The organism is Lacimicrobium sp. SS2-24, from assembly GCF_002201535.1.
Classification (GTDB): Bacteria; Pseudomonadota; Gammaproteobacteria; order Enterobacterales; family Alteromonadaceae; genus Lacimicrobium.
Genome location: NZ_NIWW01000005.1, coordinates 52,915 through 76,802, shown reverse-complemented (window position 1 = coordinate 76,802; position 23,888 = coordinate 52,915). Strand labels below are relative to the sequence as shown.

General features: G+C 51.3%; 20 protein-coding genes. 13 read left to right on the top strand and 7 right to left on the bottom strand.

All coding sequences use genetic code 11. The features are described 5' to 3' along the window. Positions 1–120: 120 nt before the first annotated feature. A complete protein-coding gene (locus CCY32_RS10115) occupies positions 121–2,385 on the bottom strand; it encodes a TonB-dependent receptor (protein ID WP_088330510.1) in 2,265 nt (754 codons plus the stop codon). 406 nt (positions 2,386–2,791) lie between these two features. Next, entirely contained in the window at positions 2,792–5,137 is a 2,346-nt protein-coding gene (gene arcB, locus CCY32_RS10110; RefSeq protein WP_088330509.1) for an aerobic respiration two-component sensor histidine kinase ArcB, read from the bottom strand. 695 nt (positions 5,138–5,832) lie between these two features. On the opposite strand from arcB, the gene gltB reads away from it, so the two are divergent. Together gltB and CCY32_RS10100 are read left to right on the top strand one after the other, a co-directional pair. Continuing rightward, positions 5,833–10,299, top strand: coding sequence for a glutamate synthase large subunit (gltB, locus tag CCY32_RS10105; protein ID WP_088330508.1), 4,467 nt, complete (start codon positions 5,833–5,835; stop codon positions 10,297–10,299). Between the two features lie 14 nt (positions 10,300–10,313). Further along, the gene (locus CCY32_RS10100) at positions 10,314–11,729 is read left to right on the top strand and encodes an FAD-dependent oxidoreductase (protein ID WP_088330507.1); all 1,416 of its coding nucleotides are present in this window, start codon (positions 10,314–10,316) and stop codon (positions 11,727–11,729) included. Positions 11,730–11,997: 268 nt separating this feature from the next. Here CCY32_RS10100 and CCY32_RS10095 read toward each other — a convergent pair whose 3' ends face one another. From CCY32_RS10095 to CCY32_RS10085, 3 genes are all read right to left on the bottom strand, one after another. Further along, positions 11,998–12,594, bottom strand: coding sequence for a hypothetical protein (locus CCY32_RS10095; protein ID WP_088330506.1), 597 nt, complete (start codon positions 12,592–12,594; stop codon positions 11,998–12,000). A 204-nt stretch (positions 12,595–12,798) separates the two neighbouring features. Beyond that, positions 12,799–13,098: a CcdB family protein gene (locus tag CCY32_RS10090; protein WP_088330505.1), complete on the bottom strand. Its 300-nt coding sequence runs from the start codon at positions 13,096–13,098 to the stop codon at positions 12,799–12,801. Further along, entirely contained in the window at positions 13,098–13,343 is a 246-nt protein-coding gene (locus CCY32_RS10085; protein WP_088330504.1) for a type II toxin-antitoxin system CcdA family antitoxin, read from the bottom strand. Before CCY32_RS10085 ends, CCY32_RS10090 begins: the two co-directional genes overlap by 1 nt. Before the next feature lie 129 nt (positions 13,344–13,472). On the opposite strand from CCY32_RS10085, the gene CCY32_RS10080 reads away from it, so the two are divergent. Further along, positions 13,473–14,279, top strand: coding sequence for a glycerophosphodiester phosphodiesterase (locus tag CCY32_RS10080; RefSeq protein ID WP_088330503.1), 807 nt, complete (start codon positions 13,473–13,475; stop codon positions 14,277–14,279). A gap of 17 nt (positions 14,280–14,296) precedes the next feature. Here CCY32_RS10080 and CCY32_RS10075 read toward each other — a convergent pair whose 3' ends face one another. Then, entirely contained in the window at positions 14,297–15,622 is a 1,326-nt protein-coding gene (locus tag CCY32_RS10075) for an MFS transporter (protein ID WP_088330502.1), read from the bottom strand. Between the two features lie 24 nt (positions 15,623–15,646). Further along, on the bottom strand, positions 15,647–16,072 hold the full coding sequence (locus CCY32_RS10070; RefSeq protein WP_088330501.1) for a CBS domain-containing protein: 426 nt from the start codon (positions 16,070–16,072) through the stop codon (positions 15,647–15,649). A 167-nt stretch (positions 16,073–16,239) separates the two neighbouring features. Between CCY32_RS10070 and CCY32_RS10065 the strand changes: the two genes are divergently transcribed. The 10 genes from CCY32_RS10065 (at position 16,240) to CCY32_RS10020 (ending at position 23,879) form a co-directional block, all read left to right on the top strand. After that, positions 16,240–16,608, top strand: a complete 369-nt coding sequence (locus tag CCY32_RS10065; RefSeq protein WP_088330500.1) for a hypothetical protein — start codon at positions 16,240–16,242, stop codon at positions 16,606–16,608. A 136-nt stretch (positions 16,609–16,744) separates the two neighbouring features. Then, complete coding sequence (locus tag CCY32_RS10060; RefSeq protein ID WP_088330499.1) at positions 16,745–17,317, top strand: DUF2726 domain-containing protein; 573 nt, start codon at positions 16,745–16,747, stop codon at positions 17,315–17,317. Positions 17,318–17,504: 187 nt separating this feature from the next. Continuing rightward, positions 17,505–18,203 (top strand): 5'-methylthioadenosine/adenosylhomocysteine nucleosidase, encoded by a 699-nt coding sequence (locus CCY32_RS10055; protein ID WP_088330498.1) that lies wholly within the window; start codon positions 17,505–17,507, stop codon positions 18,201–18,203. Next, positions 18,200–19,159: a cobalamin biosynthesis protein gene (locus CCY32_RS10050; protein WP_088330497.1), complete on the top strand. Its 960-nt coding sequence runs from the start codon at positions 18,200–18,202 to the stop codon at positions 19,157–19,159. Before CCY32_RS10055 ends, CCY32_RS10050 begins: the two co-directional genes overlap by 4 nt. Beyond that, a complete protein-coding gene (locus CCY32_RS10045) occupies positions 19,159–19,974 on the top strand; it encodes a cobalamin-binding protein (protein ID WP_168171486.1) in 816 nt (271 codons plus the stop codon). The genes CCY32_RS10050 and CCY32_RS10045 overlap by 1 nt, the downstream gene beginning before the upstream one ends. 102 nt (positions 19,975–20,076) lie before the next feature. Further along, positions 20,077–21,078, top strand: a complete 1,002-nt coding sequence (locus CCY32_RS10040) for an adenosine kinase (RefSeq protein ID WP_088330495.1) — start codon at positions 20,077–20,079, stop codon at positions 21,076–21,078. A gap of 12 nt (positions 21,079–21,090) precedes the next feature. Then, positions 21,091–22,482, top strand: a complete 1,392-nt coding sequence (gene ahcY / locus CCY32_RS10035) for an adenosylhomocysteinase (protein WP_210401722.1) — start codon at positions 21,091–21,093, stop codon at positions 22,480–22,482. A 193-nt stretch (positions 22,483–22,675) separates the two neighbouring features. Then, positions 22,676–23,047 (top strand): rhodanese-like domain-containing protein, encoded by a 372-nt coding sequence (locus tag CCY32_RS10030; RefSeq protein WP_088330494.1) that lies wholly within the window; start codon positions 22,676–22,678, stop codon positions 23,045–23,047. Further along, complete coding sequence (locus tag CCY32_RS10025; RefSeq protein WP_088330493.1) at positions 23,040–23,483, top strand: hypothetical protein; 444 nt, start codon at positions 23,040–23,042, stop codon at positions 23,481–23,483. Before CCY32_RS10030 ends, CCY32_RS10025 begins: the two co-directional genes overlap by 8 nt. A gap of 3 nt (positions 23,484–23,486) precedes the next feature. Next, positions 23,487–23,879 carry a DUF2721 domain-containing protein gene (locus CCY32_RS10020; protein WP_088330492.1) on the top strand — a complete coding sequence of 131 codons (393 nt, stop codon included), beginning with the start codon at positions 23,487–23,489 and terminating at the stop codon, positions 23,877–23,879. Positions 23,880–23,888 lie beyond the last annotated feature (9 nt).

Sequence of the window (23,888 nt, the reverse complement as noted above, 5' to 3'; positions counted from 1 at the left end):
GACATTGAATTGAACAGATGAGTGAGGGATGTGTCTAGACTAGCAAATTGCCCGGTACCATTGAACGAAAAACTGACCGGCAGCGCCGGTCAGTGTTCTCTTCAGAGGATCCCCTGATTTTTAAAAATTATAACCAATACTCAGCTTCACTGAGCGCGGCATAATATAGCGGCCATTGGGCGCCGCAGGGTTACGCGGGTCACCCTCTGTAAGACCGTCTTTATCGGTGAGGTTATCCACTGACAATCTTACATTAAGGTTTTCTGACGCCTCCCAGTAGGCACCTAAATCAATTTTGGTGTAACCGTCCAGCACCACGGTATTACCATTATCTGACCAGCGGTCATCCATGGTAGTCAGGGTGCCGTAAATGTTCAGGTAGTTACCACCGGCCAGGGCGATGTCATAGCTGGGGGTAAAGCGTAATTGCCAGCCTGGCTGACGCTGCGCCTCATTACCCACTTCGGCCGGGTTACCACTTTCTTTGATTTCCGTGTCCTGGACTGTGGCATTCAGATTCAGGTTGAGTCCCATATCGAAGGTGTAGTTAGCATCCAGCTCTATCCCCTGCGCTTCGTTAACAAACAGCGTCGCCGGGGCGCCGGGTTGGGTCACATTGGAGCTTTCCACCTCATTGAAATAGGCCGTGGCGTAAACACTGTAATTATCACCCGCCCGTTTGTAGCCCAGCTCATATTGTTGTACATCGAAGATCAGGTCATCGCCATTGGAGTACGAGCCAAAGTTATCTCTGAAGTCATCAAAGTAGGGCATTTTATTGCCGTCATTGACGCGAAAGAATACACCGGAGTTGTCCGTCAGCATGTAATTAGCACCGGCGGTCCATGAGGTCGTGTCTTCATCATATTGTACGGCTTTGGTGATGACGCCATCGAGGCCCTCATCAACGGTGTAGTCAATGCTATGGTTTTCCCGGCGCAGCCCCAAATCCAGCGTCAGATCCTGGCTCACGGCATACTCAAAGGCAGTATAGAAAGCCCGTGTCGAACCATCACCAGTAGAGTTGATGTCATAATTCCAGCTACAGCTATCGGCGTTATCATTACAGTCGATACCGGTAAGATTCTCACCACCCGGTGCCACCACATGATAGGACTGGTTACCGATAGACCACCAGTCGTTTGCCGAGAAGTTGGAGGTGTACAACCCCACTGTCCATTTCAGCGCATCAAATTGCTTGGCTAGGGCCAGATCATTGGTAAAGGATTCAATTTGTTTACGCACTACCCAGCGACCAATCTGTTGCACCAGCGTGTCACCGGCGTAAGTATCACCGGTGACCGCGCCCATCGCACTGGTGCCATTGTCTGCCACATTTGCCAGCATAGTGGGGGCGCCCTGGGGCACCAGACCCAAGGTATCCGCATCGCCTTTGGTGTAGTTGAACCGGTCGGTAAACTGCCAGCCATCACCGAACTCCAGCTGAATCTTACCGCCGGATACAGAGCCGTCCCAACCCCGACCCTCGCCAAAATCAAAAGCTTGTTCGGTACCATCAGGACCATATTGAATGCTTCCCTGACGGGTGAGCGTACCCATTTGGGTATAATTGTTGTCCACTCCTTCCACCAGCGGTGTAGGCAAATACCAGACACCGTGATCGTCGGTCACCCGGGAGTAGAAGTTCATTTTGCCGTTATCCAGCACTTTGGTGATATTAATAGTGAACTGGTGGCCTTTCTCGGAATTGAATCCTGCGTCGCGGATCCCCGGTGAACTGGAAACATAGCCGCCCACCATATAGTACAAATCATCGGCCAGCGCACCGCTGATCACTGCATCAACCCGCTGTAAATCATAATCGGAGGTGGTGTACTTGAAAGTTCCTTCTGTGTAGTCACCCCCTTCCTTGAGCAGGAAGTTGGTAGTCAGCCCGGGCTGGCCATTAGAGATGACCGGGTTCGGACCACCACGCAAGGCCTCCATAAAAGACACCGTTTCATCAATACGAAATAACGTCGAGTTTTCCAGAAAGGATAACGTGGGAGGCTGGAACAACGGCGCCCCTTCCATTTGCACGGTCAGGAAAGGTGCATCACCGGTACCGGGAAAGCCACGCACAAACACGTTGGCGCCAGACACGCCCCCTGAGCTTTCTGCCCAGACACCGGGAACCGCTTTGAAGAGATCGGCGGTACTTTTAGGCGCCAGTTTCTTCATAGCCTCCGCAGAGAGGTTCGTCACCGCAAAACTGGCATCCACTTTGCGCACCGCGGCCCCTGCCGGGGTCCCGGTAACGATAATCTGTTCAAAGTCTTTGTTCTCTTGCGTGCTGTCGTCTTGTTGCGCCACCGCCTGCTGTGCGAGATTGGTCCCTAATACGGATGAGATGGCCAGTGCCACGGCAAGTTTTCTCGTATTCATCTTCTGGTCCCCGAGTTATCTTATTGATTTAAATGTATTTAAACTGATTAACCTTAGTCCGATTCGTTCTCAGAGCCGCCGAACTAATAGCCTTGAATCACGCTTCAGGGTAAAAAATAGAACGAATTGCAATCGATTGCAATAGTTAGCGAACAGAAATATGAATAATATGTTAAAAATCGGTGTCGTGTGGCAAATAGTATGCGTTTTATTTACATTTATGCCATTTTACTGGCGTGAAAGGGTCACGATCGCGGGTCCACAGGAGACGAACATCGCGCCTCAGTGCAAACCATTGCATTGGCGAGCTACTGCGGTAAGACTGGGATAATATTGATTGCAGCGCCAGCAGGCGGCTTATTCACCGTCTCCGGTAAGACTGCGCTGAGACTGAACCGGGAGTGATTCAGTCATCAATATTTTGCTCGGCTAACCAGTGATGTAATGCCTGCATGTCAAGTTTCAGCGCCTGTTGCAGCTCTTCTACCCAGTCATAGACATTTTCCCACCAGGCCGGATGATCACCCTGCTGGATCTGATTGGCGATTTTCTGCACCCGCGACAATCCCACCGATCCAGCTGCACCTTTGATTTTGTGTGCCTGAGAGCACACCTCATCTTTGTCCTTAGCACTCAGGTTGGTCATCAGGATTTCCATATACTGGGGAATACTCTGATTAAACACATTCACACTGGTGCTCAGCATTTCTGCGCCGATAGTGTCGACCAGCATTTGCAGCATATCCATATCAAGAACCGACTCGGCATGAGTCTGCGCCGGGTTATCCTGCAGTTGCGGCACCGGCTCATTCTCGCAGAACAAGGTATTGAACATCTCGATAACCCGGCTCTTCTTAATGGGTTTGGAGATTACATCGTCCATGCCCTGATCCAGATACTCCTGGCGCGCTTTGATTACATTGGCCGTCAGTGCAACGATCGGCGTACCGGCCACCAGATCTTCTTCGTGCAGTTTAGACGCCACATCAAAACCGTTCATATCAGGCAACTGAATATCCAGCAGGATCAGATCGTACTGCTGCTGTCGCGCCATATCCAGGGCCTGCTGGCCAGTCATGGCCACCTCTACGGTCTGACCCAGCTTTTCCAGTAGTGCCTTGGCCACCATAACGTTGAGTTCAATATCCTCCACCAGCAATATCTTCAGACCGCTGACCTTAATTTCAGCCATTTGCGCGGGACGGGTGCTGATAGCAAGTGGCAGAATCACGCTGAAACAGGTGCCCTTGCCCACTTCACTGCTGACCCGGATCTCTCCGCCCATCAGATCGACCATTTGCTTGCAAATCGCCAGGCCAATGCCAGTACCCGTTGCACTCTGGTGATCGGGATGCTGCACCTGATAGTACATGGCAAAAATCTTATCCAGTTCCGACTCCGGTATCCCTACACCGGTATCTGCCACCTTGAACACCACTTCACAGACCCCTTGCCTGGGCGCCGCAGCGGTCATGGTAAAACTGACAGAGCCTTTTTGGGTAAATTTCACGGCATTGAACAGCAGGTTCCACAGTACCTGGCGCAAACGTGTGCCATCGGCTTCCACAAAGTCGGGCAAGGGCTCATCCATATGGGTCTGAAAATTCAGGTTTTTGTCCGCCACCAACAGCTGAATAATACTGCTCAACTCAGCGAAGAAATCTTTGAGATTGACCGTTTTTAAAGACAGTTCCAGCTTGTCGCGGCCCAGCTTGTCCAGGTCAATGATATCGTTAAAAATATTCCCAAGGGTGATGGCACTGGCATAAATCGTACTGACCCAGCCAAATTGCTCGTCGGTTAACTGTGTATCTCTGAGCATGCGACTGAGGCCGACAATGCCGTTGAGTGGTGTACGCAGCTCGTGACTGATGGTGGCGATAAAAGCCGTTTTATCCCGACTGGCTTTCTCCAGTGCCACCTGAGATTGCTTGCGCTCGGTGATATCCCGCCCAAACGCGAGCAACCCGAGACGGTTACCTTCTTTATCGAAAAAAGGCACTTTACGCATTTCGTAGTAGCGTTTACGGCCGTCGGCAAAGCGCAGCCAAAGCTCTTCGGTAATACCGGCGTTGCTCTGCAGTACTTCGTGATCACTCTCCACCACCTGACGGGCCAGTTCTTCATCATAGACCTGGTGGGGTGTCAGCCCGATAAGCTCGGCTTCAGTTTTACCTGTCATCTGTTCGGCTACCCGGTTACAACCGGCAAAGCGTCCCTCTTCATTGCGGTAATAAATCAAATCCGGTGACGCATCGATAATGGAGCGCAACAACGTCGACAACCGCTGAGCCTGCTGCTCCTGTTCTGATTTTTTACTGATTTCATGCTCCAGCTCAGTAAACACCTTTTCCCTGTCTTCCTGTGCCTTGCGTCGCTCTTCCACCTCAACATTCAGCTGGCGCACATGGTTCTGTAACTCGCGGTTAAGCAGCACATCTTCTTCTCTTAAGCGCTCAAGTTGGGCCACCACTTCTTTAAGATTGGTGCGGCTCTGTTGTAACTGATTGACCAGCTCACTGAAAAAATATAACACCCAGGGGGCACTCAGCAGTGTCAGCATAATGGCCGAAACAAAATCTTCGATGTGCACTTCACCGGTCATGTACATGCGGATAAAGTAAGAGCCAGCGATGGTAAACAACAAGGTCAGAAACACGAACAGGATACTGATTCTGACTGTACCAAAACGGGCAACAAACTGAGCAAAGCGGATGGCCCAGTGGTCGTTCTGCGAGGACGTTGACTGCATGCGAAAGCGGCTTTAGCTGATTGGATTGCAGGCAATGCTATTAAAAAAGCGCGGCTGATAAAAGAAAACTCTGTTGCACCGCCGCACATGCCACCCGCCATTAGTGGGTAATTATCCATATCTGTACTGATAGTTATGCTAAAAAACCACCCAAATTTTCCCCTTTGAGGATGCAAAAACAGGGCTGGCACGGGTTTGTGGACCAATGATCATTTAGTTATAAAGCAAAGTAAAATCCTATACCTCGCTCTATTTTTAATCATTTTGGCATTTACATCCTAATTTTTTAATTATTTCGTTATATCCATACCGACACTGGACTTTAGTAGTCATTGATTTCTGCTCGCTTTGCCGGTATGTTCTATAGCCGCTCGCGATGAGTGCATAAAAATTCGAATAAACGCCTCTGCTCAGGCAGATGACAAGCAAGAATAATAACCTGCGATAGCACGCCGGAAAGATGAAAGAAGTCACATCAAGCTGACTTGATGTAAGAAGAAAGACTGGTAAGCCCCGTACAACAAGAACCTGTCAAAGGTCTGCCTGACGACAACGGCGCGCAAGTCAAAAACCCTCTACAGGGTCAGTTGTGCCGCTGAAAAAGAACATCACCCTGCCCAGTCGTTAGAGTGTCGTTGCCTCCTGTTGCATAACGTCTCAGAGGTAAAACGCCCTTACTGTAGGAGTCATAATGAATGAGACTATATAGCCCCAACGATTCGAGGGATAACTGCGGATTCGGTCTGATCGCCCACACTCAGGGTGAAGTCAGCCATCATCTGGTTAAGACCGCCATCCATGCACTGGATCGCATGCAGCACCGTGGTGGCATAGCGGCAGACGGCAAAACCGGTGATGGTTGCGGCCTGTTGTTGCAAAAGCCTGATGCGTTTTTTCGTGCCATTGCTGAAGAAAACAGCTGGAAGTTAGGCAAAAAGTACGCAGTGGGCATGATTTTCCTCAATCCTGATGAGACATTGGCTGAACAGGCCCGCAGTGTGCTCAATGAAGAGCTTCAGGCAGAAACCCTGGAAGTGGTGGGCTGGCGGGTTGTGCCTACGGATCCATCTGTGTTGGGCGAACTGGCATTAAGTGGGTTACCACAGATTGAGCAGGTGTTTGTGAATGCCCCTCCGGGCTGGCGCAAGAAAGACATGGAGCGACGCCTGTATATGGCACGACGCAGGGCGGAAAAGCGTCTTCAAGGAGACAGTGAGTTCTATATTGCCTGCCTGTCCAATCTGGTGAGTATTTATAAAGGCCTGGTCATGCCGAAAGACCTGCCTAACTTTTACCTGGATCTGGCCGATGAAAGAATGCAGTCGGCAATTGCGGTTTTCCATCAGCGTTTTTCTACCAACACGCTGCCCAAATGGCCTTTGGCGCAACCGTTCCGTTTTCTGGCTCACAACGGTGAAATCAACACCATTCGGGGCAACCGGGAGTGGGCTGAAGCCCGTACCTATAAGTTTCGCACCCCGTTGCTGCCGGATCTCCACGATGCCGCACCTTTTGTGAATTTTGAAGGCTCAGATTCTTCCTCCTTAGACAATATGCTGGAATTATTTCTGGCCGGGGGCATGGATCTGTTCCGGGCAATGCGACTGCTGGTGCCGCCTGCGTATCAGAATAACCAGACCATGGACGATGATCTCAAGGCCTTTTATGAATTTAACTCTATGCACATGGAGCCCTGGGATGGTCCGGCGGGCATAGTGATGACCAATGGCCGGCATGTGGCCTGTAACCTGGACAGAAATGGTCTGCGTCCGGCCCGTTATGTGATCACCAAAGACGGTCTGATTACCCTGGCCTCGGAAGTGGGGATCTGGGACTACAAGCAGGAAGATGTGATTGAAAAAGGGCGGGTCGGACCCGGAGAAATGCTGGCGGTAGATATATACACCGGTAAAGTCTGGCGTTCGACCGAAATTGATGAAGAGCTCAAAGCCCGTCACCCTTATAAAGAGTGGCTGGACAAGCATATTCGTCGTCTCAAACCCATTCAGGAGTGTGATGCCAGTCAGATTGGCGTACGCATGTTTGACGATGACATGATGGCCACCTATCACAAGCAGTTTAACTACAGCTATGAAGAAATTCAGCAGGTAGTGCGGGTACTGGCCAAAGACGGTCAGGAAGCTGTAGGCTCCATGGGCGATGACACGCCGATGGCGGTGCTTTCCTCCCGGCATCGGGTCATTTACGACTATTTCCGCCAGCAGTTTGCACAGGTAACCAACCCCCCTATCGATCCCCTGCGCGAAAATCACGTCATGTCCCTTGCCACCTGTATCGGGCGCGAGCAGAACCCCTTCAGCGAAACCTCCGGTTATGCCAATCGGGTATTGTTTGAATCCCCCATCATGGTGTACACCGATCTGAAGCAGCTGAGAGAGTTTGACCCTGAGTACTATTACTCTGAAGTGATCGATATTAATTATCGTCCTGAGGAAGGCCTCAAAGCGGCCATTAAGCGGATCTGTGACGAGGCAGAGTACCTGGTAAAACAGAAAAACGCGGCGTTTGTGGTGTTATCAGACCGCAAAATCAAAGCCGACCGTCTGCCGATCCCCGCGCCGATGGCCGTGGGCGCCGTGCAGCGGCGCCTTGTGGAAAAAGCACTTCGTTGCGATGCCAATATCGTCATTGAGACGGCATCAGCCAGGGATCCACACCATTTCGCCGTGTTAATCGGTCTGGGTGCCACTGCGGTCTATCCCTTCCTCGCCTATGAAACCATTGAGCAAATGGTGGATAACGGTGAGCTGCAGATGACCGCAATGCAGGCCATGCTCAACTACCGCAAAGGCATCAATAAAGGCCTGTATAAGATCATGTCGAAAATGGGCATCAGTACGGTGGCCAGTTATCGTTGCTCCAAACTGTTTGAAGCTATCGGCATCAATAAAGACGTCATGGAGCTGTGCTTCCAGGGCGTACCCAGTCGTATTCAGGGCGCCAACTTCGATGATTTTGAGCAGGACGTGATTAATCTCAACCGCATCGCCTGGCTGAAGCGCAAGAAAATCGCTCATGGCGGTCTGCTCAAATACGTTCATGACGGTGAATACCATGCCTATAACCCGGATGTGGTCACCAGTCTGCAAAAGGCCGTGGTCAGTGGTAACTATGAAGATTACAAAGTGTTCTTCCAGCTGGTCAACGAACGCCCGGTGGCGCAGTTACGGGATCTGCTGGCGCTGAAGCTCAGTGAGAACCCCATTGATATTGAGGAAGTGGAGGCCGCAGAAAGCCTCTATCCAAGATTTGACACGGCGGCCATGAGTATCGGGGCGTTGAGTCCTGAGGCGCACGAAGCCCTGGCCATTGCCATGAATCGTCTTGGCGGCCAGTCCAACTCTGGTGAAGGCGGTGAAGATCCCAAACGTTTCGGTACCGAGCGCAACTCGAAAATTAAACAGGTAGCCTCGGGCCGTTTTGGCGTGACGCCACACTATCTGGTTAATGCCGATGTGATCCAGATAAAAGTGGCCCAGGGTGCCAAGCCCGGTGAAGGTGGACAATTACCTGGTGACAAGGTCAATCAGTATATTGCCGAGCTCCGCTATTCTGTACCCGGTGTCACATTGATCTCGCCGCCACCGCACCACGATATCTATTCGATTGAAGATCTGGCGCAGCTGATTTTTGACCTCAAGCAGGTCAACCCACAAGCCCTGATCTCCGTAAAACTCGTCTCTGAGCCTGGAGTCGGCACCGTCGCCACCGGTGTGGCCAAGGCCTACGCCGATCTGATTACCGTGTCCGGCTACGATGGTGGTACCGGTGCCAGCCCACTGACCTCGGTCAAATACGCCGGGTGTCCGTGGGAACTGGGCCTGGCTGAAACCCAGCAAGCCCTGGTTGAAAATGGCCTTCGCCATAAAGTACGGGTACAAACCGATGGGGGCCTTAAAACCGGTCTGGATGTGATTAAAGCGGCGATTCTCGGTGCAGAGAGCTTTGGCTTTGGTACCGGCCCCATGGTGGCGTTGGGATGTAAGTACTTACGTATCTGTCACCTTAATAACTGCGCAACCGGTGTCGCCACCCAAGACGAAAACCTGCGGGACAACTACTTTATTGGCCTGCCGGAAATGGTCATGAATTACTTTAAGTTTATCGCCCAGGAAGTGCGTGAATGGATGGCTGCTCTGGGCGTAAGGACGCTTGATGAGTTAATTGGTCGCACCGAATTACTGGAGGTCATAGAAGGCATCAGCGCTCGTCAGAGTCGACTCGATTTGTCTCCGCTACTGGCCAAACCCCAGGCGGCAGAGCATACCCGACTGTTTTGCTCAGAGGTGACCAATGCGCCGCTGGATAAGGGCGAGCTCAATCAGCGTATCCTCAGCAACAGTCAACAGGCTGTTGAACAGGCCTCCGGTGGCAACTGGCATTATCTGATTCGCAATACCGATCGCTCTGTTGGCGCGCTGGTTTCAGGCTACATTGCTCGTCATCATGGCAACCAGGGCATGGCAGACCATCCGCTGCGTCTGAACTTTACCGGCACCGCCGGACAGAGCTTCGGTGTATGGAATGCCGGCGGTCTGGAAATGAGACTGGTGGGGGATGCCAACGACTACGTGGGCAAAGGAATGACCGGCGGCAAGCTGGTGATCCACCCCCCTCTGGGCGTGTCCTTCTCGAGTCAGGACAGTGCCATTATGGGCAATACCTGCCTGTACGGCGCCACGGGCGGCAAGTTATTTGCGGCCGGACGTGCCGGTGAACGTTTTGCCGTGCGCAACTCAGGCGCCATTGCCGTCGTGGAAGGCACCGGGGATAACGCCTGTGAATATATGACCGGGGGCATTGTCGCCATTCTCGGTAAAACCGGGGTCAACTTTGGTGCCGGCATGACAGGTGGCTTTGCCTATGTGCTGGATGTGGACAATGACTTTGAACGTCGCGTTAACGGCGATCTGGTGGAAGCCCTGGATATTGAAGACAAACCCATCCTGGCCGAACACTTGCGGGGACTGGTTAACCAACATTACGAAGAAACCGGTAGTGAGCACTCACTGGTGATACTAGGCGAGTTTTCCAGCTATCTGAAGCGATTCCGTCTGGTGAAACCCAAGACCAGCGATGTGAAGAACCTGCTGGGTCATATCAGTCGTTCAACCGCTGAATTACGCATTCAGGCCCAATAAGGAGGAGTAGCAGTATGGCAAAGAATGTTTACCAGTTTGTCGATGTCGAGCGTATCGATCCTCCCAAAAAACCGGCTCATGTACGCCGTCAGGAGTTCGCCGAAATCTATCAACCCATGAGCGAAACCCAGGTAGCCGGTCAGGCGGACCGCTGTCTGGATTGTGGCAACCCCTATTGCGAGTGGAAATGTCCGGTTCACAATTACATTCCTCAGTGGCTGGATCTGGCCAATGAAGGGCGCATTCTTGAAGCAGCAGAACTGAGCCACAAGACCAACAGCCTGCCGGAAGTGTGCGGCCGGGTCTGTCCCCAGGACAGACTTTGCGAGGGCGCCTGCACCCTGAATGATGAATTCGGTGCGGTGACCATTGGCTCAATCGAAAAATACATTACCGACACCGCCTTTAAGATGGGCTGGCGGCCGGACATGTCCGATGTCATTAAAACCGACAAGAAAGTCGCCATCATCGGCGCCGGACCGGCCGGACTGGCCTGTGCCGATATTCTGGTGCGCAATGGCGTGAAGCCGGTGGTATTTGATAAATACCCGGAAATTGGCGGCCTGCTGACCTTTGGCATCCCGGCCTTCAAGCTGGAAAAAGAGGTGGTGCAACTGCGCAGGGAAATCTTCAGTGAAATGGGCGTGGAGTTTGTACTCAACACCGAAATCGGTAAAGACATTCCCTTTGAGCAACTCATTGATGAATACGACAGCGTATTTTTGGGCATGGGCACGTACAAATATATGCGCGGCGGTTTTGACAACGAAAATGCCCCCGGTGTGTATGAAGCCTTGCCCTATCTAATTGCCAACACCAACCGCCAGATGAAACTGGAACAAAGCCCGTCGGATTTTATCGACATGCGCGGTAAAAAGGTGGTGGTCCTAGGCGGCGGCGATACTGCCATGGATTGCGTGCGCACTGCCGTGCGTCAGGGCGCCGAATCGGTGATCTGCGCCTACCGCCGGGACGAAGAGAATATGCCAGGCTCCAGGCGGGAAGTGCAAAATGCCCGCGAGGAAGGGGTCGAGTTTCGATTTAACCTGCAGCCACTGGATGTGGCCGTGGACGAAGATGGCAATGCCTGTGGCGTGAAACTGGTCAAAACCGAGCTCGGCGCCGCGGATGCCGCCGGACGCCGCAGACCAGAACCGGTGGCGGGTTCCGAGCATGTGCTGGAAGCCGATGCGGTCATCATCGCCTTCGGTTTTCAGCCCAGCCCCGCCAACTGGTTTGCAGACTATGGCATTGTGCTGGATGAAAAGGGACGGGTCAGAGCCCCTGAAGGCGGTAAGTTTGCCTTTCAGACCTCTAACCCAAAAATCTTCTCCGGTGGCGATATGGTGCGCGGCTCGGATCTGGTGGTCACCGCCATCTTCGAGGGCCGCAAAGCCGCCGAAGGCATACTCGACTACCTGAAAGTCTGATACCAACGTTAAACACTGTGCCGCAGGGACGCGGTATCTGGCCACACCTCTGGTCATGCCCGAATGCGGTCATCGGGCATCCAGCGCCCTTTGAGAAAAAACAAAAATAACCACAGAGGCAAAGAGAACGCTGAGGTTTATATATCTCAATTCCTTAACCTCCTCCCTGGTACCGCGAGCTTGCGACTCACCACCCTAAAATCTCAGTCTCGATCAGATAAAGTTTATTTCAACGACTAAGACCCGTTGATCTTGTAAGCGAGATTAACTACTTGTGTACCTCTTCAATAGGATTAATCTTCAGGTGCGGAAAGCAACGTTTTGTCAGTTTTTCATATTCAACTGTCAGCGACCACTTGGGCATTTCGGAGCTATGTCCTCCAGAATGCCATTGCATCATTCCAACGTACCAATAGGGCTTGACCCAAGCAGTTTGTGGCATAATTGATATTTCCAATGACGCAAGATTATCTTCCTCTCTCGGATCCGTTATAGAGAAATGACCAGACACTTTGTTTCTCCACTTGTATATCTCCGGAATCACCTCCTTTACATATTCAGTGCAATGATTCCTTATATTCTTCTTGTTCTGACTAATATCGGCAGATTTCCACCCGTTATTATTCATAATATCTATAAGTCCAACTAGCCTAAGATAGTTGACCGAAGATGTTGAAAACCAATGAAACATACTACTAAGTGGGATATCTCTGTAGCTAACCTGATTTAACTCACATTGTCTTACTGTATGTGAAAGCGTGTTCAGGCCTTTTTGTAGAGCAAATAAAGCTTGGAAATTATTGAGTGGAGGACTTTTTGTATCTAATTTAATATTTCTTACATTGTCCAGAGTAACCACGTTCATAATCCCAATCTCCTTTCCTGAACCGTGTAGAGGCTAGGGTCACTCCCGCCGTCCTCTCACACCATGTATTTCCGCATACGGCGGCTCATATTAACGCTAGAACTGCCTATGACAATCCAGCCTTATGGAACAGGCTTTGTTATAGGCCTGGTCCATGTGGTTCGCTCCTGAGCTTCACTGATTAAGGGTCGTTGTTGTTGAAACCTAAAACCCCTTAAACAACATATCCAATGCTTCGGAAATCTGGTCGTGATGCCCGCCAAGATTGCCTGCAATCTTTTTTAACTCAGTAACAGGAACTGCTGCCATAAATTGGGTCACCATCACCGTCTGTTGCCCTTGAATCTCAAAAATGGGATTAAGCCGGCTGGCTGGTCGTGGCGATTCTGCTTCCGGCAAGAGGGGAACAACTACACGGGTGTTTAACCCATAAAGCAGATCGGTTTGCACATCCAGCATATAGCCTGCGCCATGGGGGTTGCGGTAAACGTCGTATCGTGCCATCAGAAGTTTCTGTACTTAGCCAGAGGCAAACCCTGCTTGTTCACAAATTCATTAGAGCTTTCAATGGCCTCAACATTATCTTCCAGCCACAGCGCTTGTTTGCGCTCCCTGACGGCTTGTTCGATCCCTTTCTCTGCAGAATTGGAAATGTTTATGCCAAGGTGTTTTGCTTCCTGCAAAAGCGCACCGTCCAGTGAAAGGTTAGTGCGTTTTTTTGCTGTTGTGAGAGGTTCAATGGAATTCATTTTTTTCTCCTGAAAATGCTTATACACAATCAGAATACACAATGTTTTTACACATTCCAATTTCGGCTCTGTAGTTGCTGTTTACTACGCTATGATGAATTTCTATATTTTGTATTTAACTGAACATTGATGGCGGATACCACTCACTACTTAAACAAGCTGGCTAACTATCTTTGGCTGCTTAGCCCGGGGTGTTATAAGTCTGCCGATCTTGAGTGCACAAGGCTGGTTGCCCATCGGGGTGCACACGGGAAAACGAAAGATGGCGTCATCGTTGAAAATACCCTGCCCGCTTTTGATCTATGCCTGCACCGCGGTATTTGGGGAATTGAACTGGATATTCAGCTAACCCTGGATGGAGAGCCGGTGATTTCTCATGATCCCCATTGCGGGCGACTATTTGGCTATCCGCGACTGGCCATTGCTGAGACCCGCTTCGATGAGCTAAGACGTACCATTCCTGATATTCCCCATCTGGACGAAGTTATCCGACGCTACGGACAGAAAATGCACCTGATGCTGGAAATCAAAACCTCGTGGCGAGAAAATCCCAATCTGGTGAACCGGCTGCAACAGGGATTGGGGGATCTTGAGCCCGGTCGGGACTACCACTTGCTCAGTCTCGAGCCCGATCATCTCAGCGGTTTTACTGCCATCCCCCCTGCGGCTTTTATTGATGTGGCATTGACCAACACCCGATCTATCATCAGACAAAATCTGGAACTGGGTCACGGCGCCGTGGCCGGCTCATTTGCTTTGTTGACGCCAAAACTGGTGCAGGAACTGAAGGCCGCCGGCAAGCGTGTGGGGACAGGTCAGGTGGAACACCCACGGATAGCCAGACGTGAAGCTAACCGCGATATTGACTGGGTATTCAGCGATACAGTTTTAAGTCTGCAAAACGCCATCACCAGACACAACACACCACCCGGCTAACCGATTGCTTTAACACCTTAGTCGCGCCAGTTATCCGCCAGATCTCCGCCACGGCGTTCGTTGATGGGAATCACCGCGACAATCGCCAGGGTAAATAACAGCAGACAGAAGATGATCGCATCCGCCAGGCCAAAGGCCCATTGCATCAGGCCGAGACCGAGCATACCGAATACCGCGGCCAGCTTGCTGGTCATTCCCCAAAAACCAAAAAATTCACCGGCTTTGCCATGGGGTGTGAGTACGCCCACCAGCGCCCGACCGGCGGATTGCGAGGAGCCCAGACTGAGTCCGGCCAGGAGTCCCGAAAACAGGAATACGTACTGAGCCTGCCAGTTTACGGCAAACCAGTCATTCAGCAGCACAGTCACCAGCGGTGTCTGCCAGATGGCGAGTATGGCGACCAACCATAGCACCAGGGTAGCAAGATAGGTGATGCGAGCCCCGATAACACTTTGTAAAAAGCCAAAACCTATGGCGCCCAGCGCCGCGGTGATCTGCACTATGACAAACATCAACACCCGCACATTCTCATCCCATTGAATCACCTGCGCGCCATAGATAAATGAAAAGGCAATGATGATATACACACCAGCCATGGCGAAGAACACGGAAATCAGCAGCCAACGCAAATCTGAAAAATGGTGCACAGATTGCCAGGTCGTTGCGATCCTTTGCCACCCCATCCGCAGCATATTGCTGCCCACAGGGACCATTCTTTTGGTGCCCCGCTCACGTAGCCAGATAAACGTCGGTATGGCGGCAATGAGAAAAAACAGTGCCGCAAAGGGACCGACCCAGCGAATGACCGGATAATTTTCCGCCGACACCTCGCCGAGAAAAAACAACGCAAAGGCCGTAGCCATCAGGCCACCAACATAACCAAGACTCCAGCCAAGCCCTGAAATCCAGCCCAGTGCCTTACGGGGCCCCAGATCAGTCAGAAAGCTGGCAATAAAGCCTTCACCCATAGAGTAAGCGAAATTGGAGAGAATAATCAGCACCATAGCTGGCCATATCCAGCCGGGCTCAACCCAATACAGCATGGCGGTGGTCAAAACAGTGAGCAGATAGCTGATAAACAGGTACCCTTTGCGATTGGCAGCATGATCCATCATCGCGCCGCATACCGGGTTGGCAACCGCCACCATCAGATAGCTCATTGCCAGCGCCGCACTCCAGAGCAGGTTTCCCAAACGGTAGTCAGGTCCATCGCCGACAATCACCCGGGTGAACAGGTCACCGTAGATAACGGTGATAATCAACAGCGTGTAAGCCTGATTGGCAAAATCGAACATCGACCAGGCGAAGATCTCGCGCTTTCTCGCCAGCGCCCTAACGGTCATAAGGATTGCTCATCGGCCATGTCATCAATGCTGTTCCTTTTTCCGTTTACCTGCTGCCAGCAATGCCAGAATATCGCGCCAACTGATCATGCCGATGGGATGATTATACTCGTCAACAATAGGAACACAGGATATTTTGTGTTTTAAAAACAGATCAATAGCGTCATAAATGTCATTTTTTTGGTGTAGAGAGCGAACTGGCCGGCTCATGATCTGATGTGCTTTTTTGTTCAGTGTGGCAGTGTCTTTACGGGTTTCAGCAGCAGTGCCTAAGTTGGGACTGAGTGCTTTGAACAGATCCCTGTCGGAGATTATCCCCACCAGCACCTTGTGCTCTACCACCAGCAAATGGTGAAAAGGCGCCGCCTGAAAAATGCGCTGCACCTCGGCCAGACTGGTATCCTGCTCCACCGCTGCCAGCCTGGGGTTAAGAAACTTTTTCAGGCTCATTACGCCCCTCCTTTATACCGGTCCTTGTAAGACCATACCTAATCACAGCTCACAGAGATTGCCCCGGCACACCTTCAACACCTATATTATACTCATCGGTATCGGCGCCAGAGGGTATTCTGGTGACTGATGGTCGGGATATTCAACGATTATCAAAAGGTTATGGCATGACTGCAATGCAAAAACAATCTCTATCTTACCTGCTTCCTGCTCTGCTTGCGGCTGTAACAATGGTTAGCCCTCCTACCAGTGCAGCGTCCGGGTGCCCGGAGCGCTTTCACGCCATTCCTCTGACAACGGATGCAAAATTCTGTCAGCAATTTGACGATAAACTGCCTGCCAGTCTCAGTTTCTTTTCTGCGGGCACCCCTGAGCTGACCCTCGACTATTATTTGAGTCAGATGACAGCGGCACAACACAGCAACAGTAAAGGCCGCCAGGTTTTGCAGTCGCAGCAGGGCCACTGGGTCATTGTTATCTCGCAAGACGGTGAAGGCAGTCAGGTGGACATATTGGTAAAAGCCAACAACCCCTGACACCGAGGCGCACCCTCGCTGACAGACATATATCCATTCGCAATACCCACCCCAATAGACTGGCACTGTTTTTGCAGAACTCTTGGTAACTGACTCAAGCGTCAAAAGCTTGTTTTTCAATATACCGGAGTGACAAATGGAACTGACATTAATTTTACTGATGATCTTAATCGTGGTCGCCATTGGTGCCGTTAAGCTCAATGGTGAAACCCTGGCCTTTCCTTTCAAGAAACGCATGAATTTGTTTACCCCTGTTGAGCGTTCCTTTCTGGATATGCTCGAACAGGCCGTAGGCGATCAATACCGTATTGTTTGCCGGGTGAAACTCAGTGATATTGTTGCTTTGCGCCAGGGTACCGATAAGAAAACGGCGCGCAGCGCCATGTTAAGAGCAGGCAGTCGTTACTTGGATTTTATTCTTTGCGATCGACAGGACCTGAGCCCCGTGGTGGCCATTGATCTGGTCAGTCCCAAAGGCAAAGACGGTTACAAAGGACAACGAGACTGGTTTGTCAGCAGCACCCTGGATGCAGCCCGCATACCTCACCTGCGGATTAAAATAAAATCAGGGTACAGCAAAGAAGAAATCCGCAATTGCATTGAAGCCAAACTGGCACCGGTTCGTTATAAAGAGCCCGCTAAGCCTCTGATTCAGGGCACCAATAAGACTGCTGACAAACCAGGTATGCGCCGTCCTGTCACGGCGTGAACTCTGGCATCAGGAGCCATACTGGTAACAAGAGTGAGCCATGTTTATCTGCGAGAAAGAGGCACGCCAAACTGGGGCCTCCTGCCAATTACGGTTTAAAACTATGTGAGCGGCCAATAATAGTGGTTGGCCTGCTAAGTAGAGCCCAGTAAACTAACGCCATAAATCCCCTCAGCTACGGGCTGTTATGAAAATTGCAATTCTGGGTGCCATGGATCAGGAAGTGGCCCTGTTAAAACAAACGCTGAAAAACGTCACCCACTCTCGCTATGGTCATCTTGATTTTTATGATGGCACCTTGTACGGTGTTGAAGTGATCTTAGTAAAATGTGGCATTGGTAAAGTTGCCGCCTCCATTGCCACCACCATTATGATCGACCGCTTCGCCCCAAACTATGTGGTCAACACTGGCTCTGCAGGCGGCTTCGACACCAGTCTGAATATTGGTGATGTGGTCATTGCCTCACACGTGCAGCATCACGACGTTGATGTGACGCACTTTGGATACGAACTGGGGCAGGTTTACGGCCTCCCCTCCCGATTTGCCTGTGATCCGACGTTGATCGAGGCTGCAGAGCATGCCGCGCGGGATGTCCTGCACCTTAACTGTAAAAAAGGCCTGATTTGTACCGGTGATTCTTTCATCGGTTGCGACGAGGCGGCGGGCCGCCTGCGCAATCTGATCCCCGATATGTGTGCCGTGGAAATGGAAGGTGCCGCCATCGGCCAGACCGCCTATATGCTGGACACCCCCTTCCTGGTTATTCGCTCACTTTCCGACATTGCCGGAAAAACCTCACTGGTGTCGTTCAGTCAATACCTCGAGCAAGCGGCAAAAAATTCTGCCAGCCTGGTCATGGATATGATTAGCGCCCTGGCCAGATGATTAGCGGGCTGCTCACCGAACCGCTTCTGCAACCGCTTTGGGTTGTGCTGCTGACGCTGTTGGCGGAACGGGTCTGGCTATGGCCGATGGCCTATCATCCTCTGAGTTTTTTCCGGCTACTGGCGAGTCGCATGGCGGATAAGGTAAATCGTCGCGGCACAGATTCTGTCTATCAGCAGCGCATCTCCGGTACTCTTGCCCCTGTTGTGTTGTTAGCGCCGATTCTTATCTGTATCGGTTTGTTTATTGGATTGGCCGAATATCCGGTGTTTTTTGATGCGGTACTGCTGTTAATTGCCATTTATTTCAAACCGGTTCTGCGCCACCTCAAACGTGCTCAGCTGGCACTGCAGCATAATAAAAAAGCCTTAGCACGGGATATTGCCAGCCAGTTGTTGCTGCGGGAAACCCAGAGTTTATCTCCTATGGGACTGAGCAAAGCGCTGTGTGAGACGACCCTGCTGCGCTTCATTTATCAGCTTTGCACCCCACTTTTCTGGTTTTTCATCGGTGGTGGTTTGTTAGCACTCACCTACAGAATACTGTATGAGTTCTCACAAATATGGAATACCCGACAACCGCGTTTTCGTCATTTTGGCTATCCGGTGACATGGATGGTTACATTGATGCAATTTATTCCGGCTTACCTGACCCTGTTCGCGCTGATGCTGGCAGAAAATATCCGTGGCGCCTTTAAAGGGCGTCAAACTATACCTCGTGGCGCCTGTTTCCACAGCCGGGTGTTGGGTTATGCCGGCGGAGCGTTGCGCATTCAGCTCGGAGGTCCTGCCTATTATCAGGGACAAAAACGCCGCAGCCCTAAATGTGGAGGAAGCCGTTTGCCACAGATAGAAGATATCGTCCGCTGTCGTCATGCCATTCACAAGAGCACCGCGATTTTACTTTGTACCATCGCCCTCGTCTGCGCCATGCTCTTTGCCCTGAGGCTGGGCTAATGAGAAGGTTGCTGCTCAGCCCATTGCTGTTGATTTCCCTGCTATGCCAGGCAGACGCACCACAAAGACTGATCAGTCTCGCACCGCACACCACTGAGCTGGTTTACTCGCTGCAAGCCGGGGACAAATTGTTAGCCGTCAGTGACTACAGTGACTATCCTTCGGCCGCGCAATCATTGCCACGCATTGCCAGCTATCAGGGCATCAATTTTGAAGCGCTGATCAAACTGCAACCGGACCTGGTGCTAGTGTGGCAAGGCGGGAACAAGCCGCAGGATATTCGTAAGTTACAAACATTGAGGTATCCGCTGTTCATTTCCAGCCCCGCTCGCCCGCTTGATATAGCCGATGAAATCGAAGCGCTGGGTGCCTTGCTCGGTAAATCAGAACTGGCGGCCACACTGGCCCACCAACATCGTCAGGCGTTGTCTGCGCTTGCCGAGCAATACCGTCGAAAAACACCCTTAAGCGTGTTTTATTACATGCATCCCAAACCCCTGATGAGTATTGGTTCAGGAGCCTGGGCCAATCACCTTCTGTCTTTATGCAACAGTGATGCTGTTTTTGCCGATGCCATCAATGACTACCCGGAAGTGACGATGGAAGAAGTGATCAAACGCCAGCCACAGGCGATCATTGCGGCCCAACACCAGCCGATGACAGCTATCCTGGAGTTCTGGCGGCCCTGGCTACCCTTACTGGACATGGATGCGTCACATATCATTCAGGTGAATCCGGATCAGCTACATCGGTTTTCACTGCGTTTATCAGAGGGTGTCACCACCTTATGCGAGCAATTAGACCGTCTCAGATGAACCGAACCAGGTCTTCAGCGGTATAAGGGTTAACACATAGCCAGAATCACCTTTTGTCGTGTACAATTCGCCCTTTGATTTTTTTAACAGATAGCAACGTTAATGTCCGATTATGATGTAGTGGCGCTGGGCAATGCCCTGGTGGATAAAGAGTTTCAGGTCAGCGAAGCCTTTCTTAAAGAGCAGGGTATAGAAAAAGGGGTCATGACCCTGATCGATAGACACACTCAGCTTGCTTTGCTGGAGAACCTCTACCAGCACTGCGACCTTCGAAATCGAGCCGGTGGTGGCTCTGCAGTCAACTCGATGGTGACCGCGGCACAATTTGGCAGCAAGGTGTTCTGTTGCTGCAAAGTGGGTGACGATGAACTGGGCCATTTTTACCAACAGGATCTGGCCGCTGCCGGCGTTGACAACCGTCTTGAAGAGCAGGCAACCAAAGGCGATACCGGTCGTTGCGTGGTAATGATCACGCCGGACACCGAGCGGACCATGTGCACCTTTTTAGGCGTGACCACAGACTTTTCGGTGGACGAATTACACGAACAGCCCGTGCAAAAAGCGCAATATCTGTATATTGAGGGGCACCTGGTTTACTCAGATACGGCCGTGGAGGCGATTCTCAAAGCCAAGCGTCTTGCCCGGGATGCCAATGTCAAAATCGCCCTGACCTTCTCTGATCCGGCGGTGGTGAAATACGCCAGAGACAATCTGGAAAAGGTGATTGGCGACGATGGTGTTGACTTGTTATTTTGCAACAAAGATGAAGTGCTGGATTATGCTGGCAATCAGGATCTCGACACGGGTATCAAAAAGCTCAGAGAGATAGCTAATCTGATTGTGGTGACGCATGGTAAACATGGCGCACGCATTTATAATGGCTCAGAAGACTATTTGCCAGTGGCCCCGTATAAAGTCAAAGCGGTGGACGCGACCGGTGCAGGCGACACCTTTGCCGGTGCTTTTTTACATGGTATTACTCAGGGCATGAGCCTGTCCCGTGCCGGAGATCTGGCCAGCCGTGCGGCGTCTGAGTGCGTAGCCAGTTTCGGTCCGAGGCTGTCGTCAACGTTACAGCAAGATATCCTGAGCGAATTCAATTAACAGAGGATCACGATGCAATACGACAACATGACAGTAAAAAGTGGTGACTATAAAGTCGCAGATTTATCTCTTGCAGAGTGGGGGCGCAAGGAGCTGACCATTGCCGAGAGCGAAATGCCGGCATTGATGGCCATTCGCGAAAAGTACAGCGCCGAGAAGCCTCTGGCCGGTGCCAGAATCCTTGGTTGCATTCATATGACCATTCAGACAGGTGTACTGATTGAAACCTTGCTAGCGCTGGGTGCTGAAGTACGCTGGTCCTCCTGTAATATTTTTTCCACTCAGGACCACGCTGCCGCAGCGATGGTGGCAGCGGGTGTGCCCGTGTTTGCCTGGAAAGGTGAAACGGAAGAGGAATACGACTGGTGTCTGGAACAGACCATTGTTAAGGACGGTCAACCCTGGAACGCCAATATGATCCTGGATGATGGTGGCGATTTGACCGCCATGTTGCATGACAAGTACCCGCAAGTGCTTGAGAACGTCCATGGCATCACCGAAGAGACCACAACCGGTGTTCACCGCCTGCAGGAAATGCTTAAGGCCGGCACGCTGAAAGTTCCCGCTATCAACGTCAATGACGCTGTCACCAAGTCCAAAAATGACAACAAGTATGGATGTCGTCATAGCCTCAATGATGCCATCAAACGGGCAACCGACCACTTGCTCGCCGGTAAGAAAGCGCTGGTGATTGGCTATGGTGATGTGGGTAAAGGCTCAGCCTTGTCTCTGCGCCAGGAAGGCATGATTGTGCGGATCAGTGAAATCGACCCCATCTGTGCTATGCAGGCCTGTATGGACGGCTTTGAAGTGGTGTCGCCTTATAATGAAGGTATCAATACCGGCAACATCGAAGATATCAACAAAGCCTTGCTACAAAGCACTGATCTGTTGGTAACGACCACCGGCAACGTTAATGTCTGCGATGCAGCCATGCTGCAGTCTCTCAAAGCGGGCGCCGTTGTGTGTAACATCGGTCACTTCGACAACGAGATTGATACCGCCTTTATGCGTAAAAACTGGCAATGGGATGAGGTCAAACCTCAGGTACACAAAATATTGCGCAGTGACGATCCCCATGACAATCTGCTGTTACTCTCAGAGGGACGCCTGGTTAACCTGGGTAACGCCACGGGCCACCCTTCACGTATTATGGATGGTTCTTTTGCCAACCAGGTCATGGCCCAGCTGCACTTGTTCAAGCAAGCCTTTGCCGACATGAACGATGCCGACAAAGCCGACGCTATGCGTGTTGAAGTGCTGCCCAAACAATTGGATGAAGAAGTAGCCCGCTACATGGTGCAGGGCTTTGGCGGTGTTATCACCAAAATGACGCCCCAGCAGGCGGATTATATTCATGTTCCTGTTGAGGGTCCCTTCAAGGACGACAGTTACAGGTATTAAGCCTTTGCTGCTCAAAAGACCGCCACAAGGCGGTCTTTTTGATTATCCTCTCCATCACGCGTTTTATCCACGGCTTTTACCACCACGCTCCTCTGTCCAGCTCAGATTTACAGCGTGTTTCAGCGCTGCCTATTTACTCAGCCGCTGAGTAGACGTACCATCAAAGTATAAATTTTTTGATTATTAGCGCCCTATGAAATTCTTGCTCGCCTCCGTTGCACTGTTGTTAGCCTCTATGGGCGTGGTTGTTGCTGCCGAACCCATCTCCGCGCAACAGGTTCAACAAAATGCCCAGGACTATTTTGTGCTGGATGTGCGCAGTGAAGAAGAGTATCACCAGGGGCATGTTCCCGGTGCCACTAACATCGCGCACAGCAAAATTGACTCCCATGCCGGACTTTTGCCCGCTGACCCCACAACCCCGATGGTGCTCTATTGCCGCAGCGGACGCCGAGCGGCATTGGCGGCGCAGAAACTCGAAGAGATGGGATATACCAAGGTATTTCTGATGCAAGGTGATATGCTGGGCTGGCAGGAACAGGGATTTGATGTGGCCTATGACTGAGCCTCTGAGCAGAAAAGACAAATACGGCAGTTATAAGCTGCAATGTCATGATCGCGGTCCGGGTAAAATCATTGAGGCAACCTTTATGGGGGCCTTAGGTTCAGGCCTTGCCCGTCATTACAAGAATGACTTACTCAAGTTAGCCGCCACGATTCCGCCTAAGCCATGGGCTTACATGGCCGATTGCAGTGAATACCAGGCGTCTATTCCAGAGGCAGCTGACTACCTCAGACAGGCCTATGAAGGTGCGCTCAACTGCGGTTGTGTGGGCGATGCCTACTGCATCAGTTCCGCCATGGGTATTGCTCAGTTGGCGAAGATTCGCAGGCAGTGTGGTATCGACAGTCCCATCGAAGAGCGTATTTATTCCTCGATGGAAAAGGCTGAAGCCGCCGCACTGGAGCTTATCACTGACACCCATTCCGACTTTTCCTGACCCATGGATATTACCCTTACTACCCCGGCGATGCTCTTCCCAGCCATTTCATTGCTGTTACTGGCTTATACAAACAGGTTCGTCACCCTTGCCTCCATCATTCGTAATTTTGAGGATGACAGCGACAGTACCCATAAACAGGTGACAAATTTACGGAAACGCATCCAGCTGATTAAGCGTATGCAGGAAGGCGGCGCAGCCAGTTTCTTTTTGTGTGTGCTGTCGATGCTGGCCATCTACCTGCAATACCAAAGTGTCGGCAGCTGGATTTTTGCAGGCAGCCTGGTGTTGCTATTATGGTCGCTGTGGTTGTCGGTACTGGAAATTCGTATCTCCGTAGAAGCGCTGGATGTCCATCTCGACAGCGTCAATATTCAGGTTAAGAAAGTCAAATAAGAACAAAAA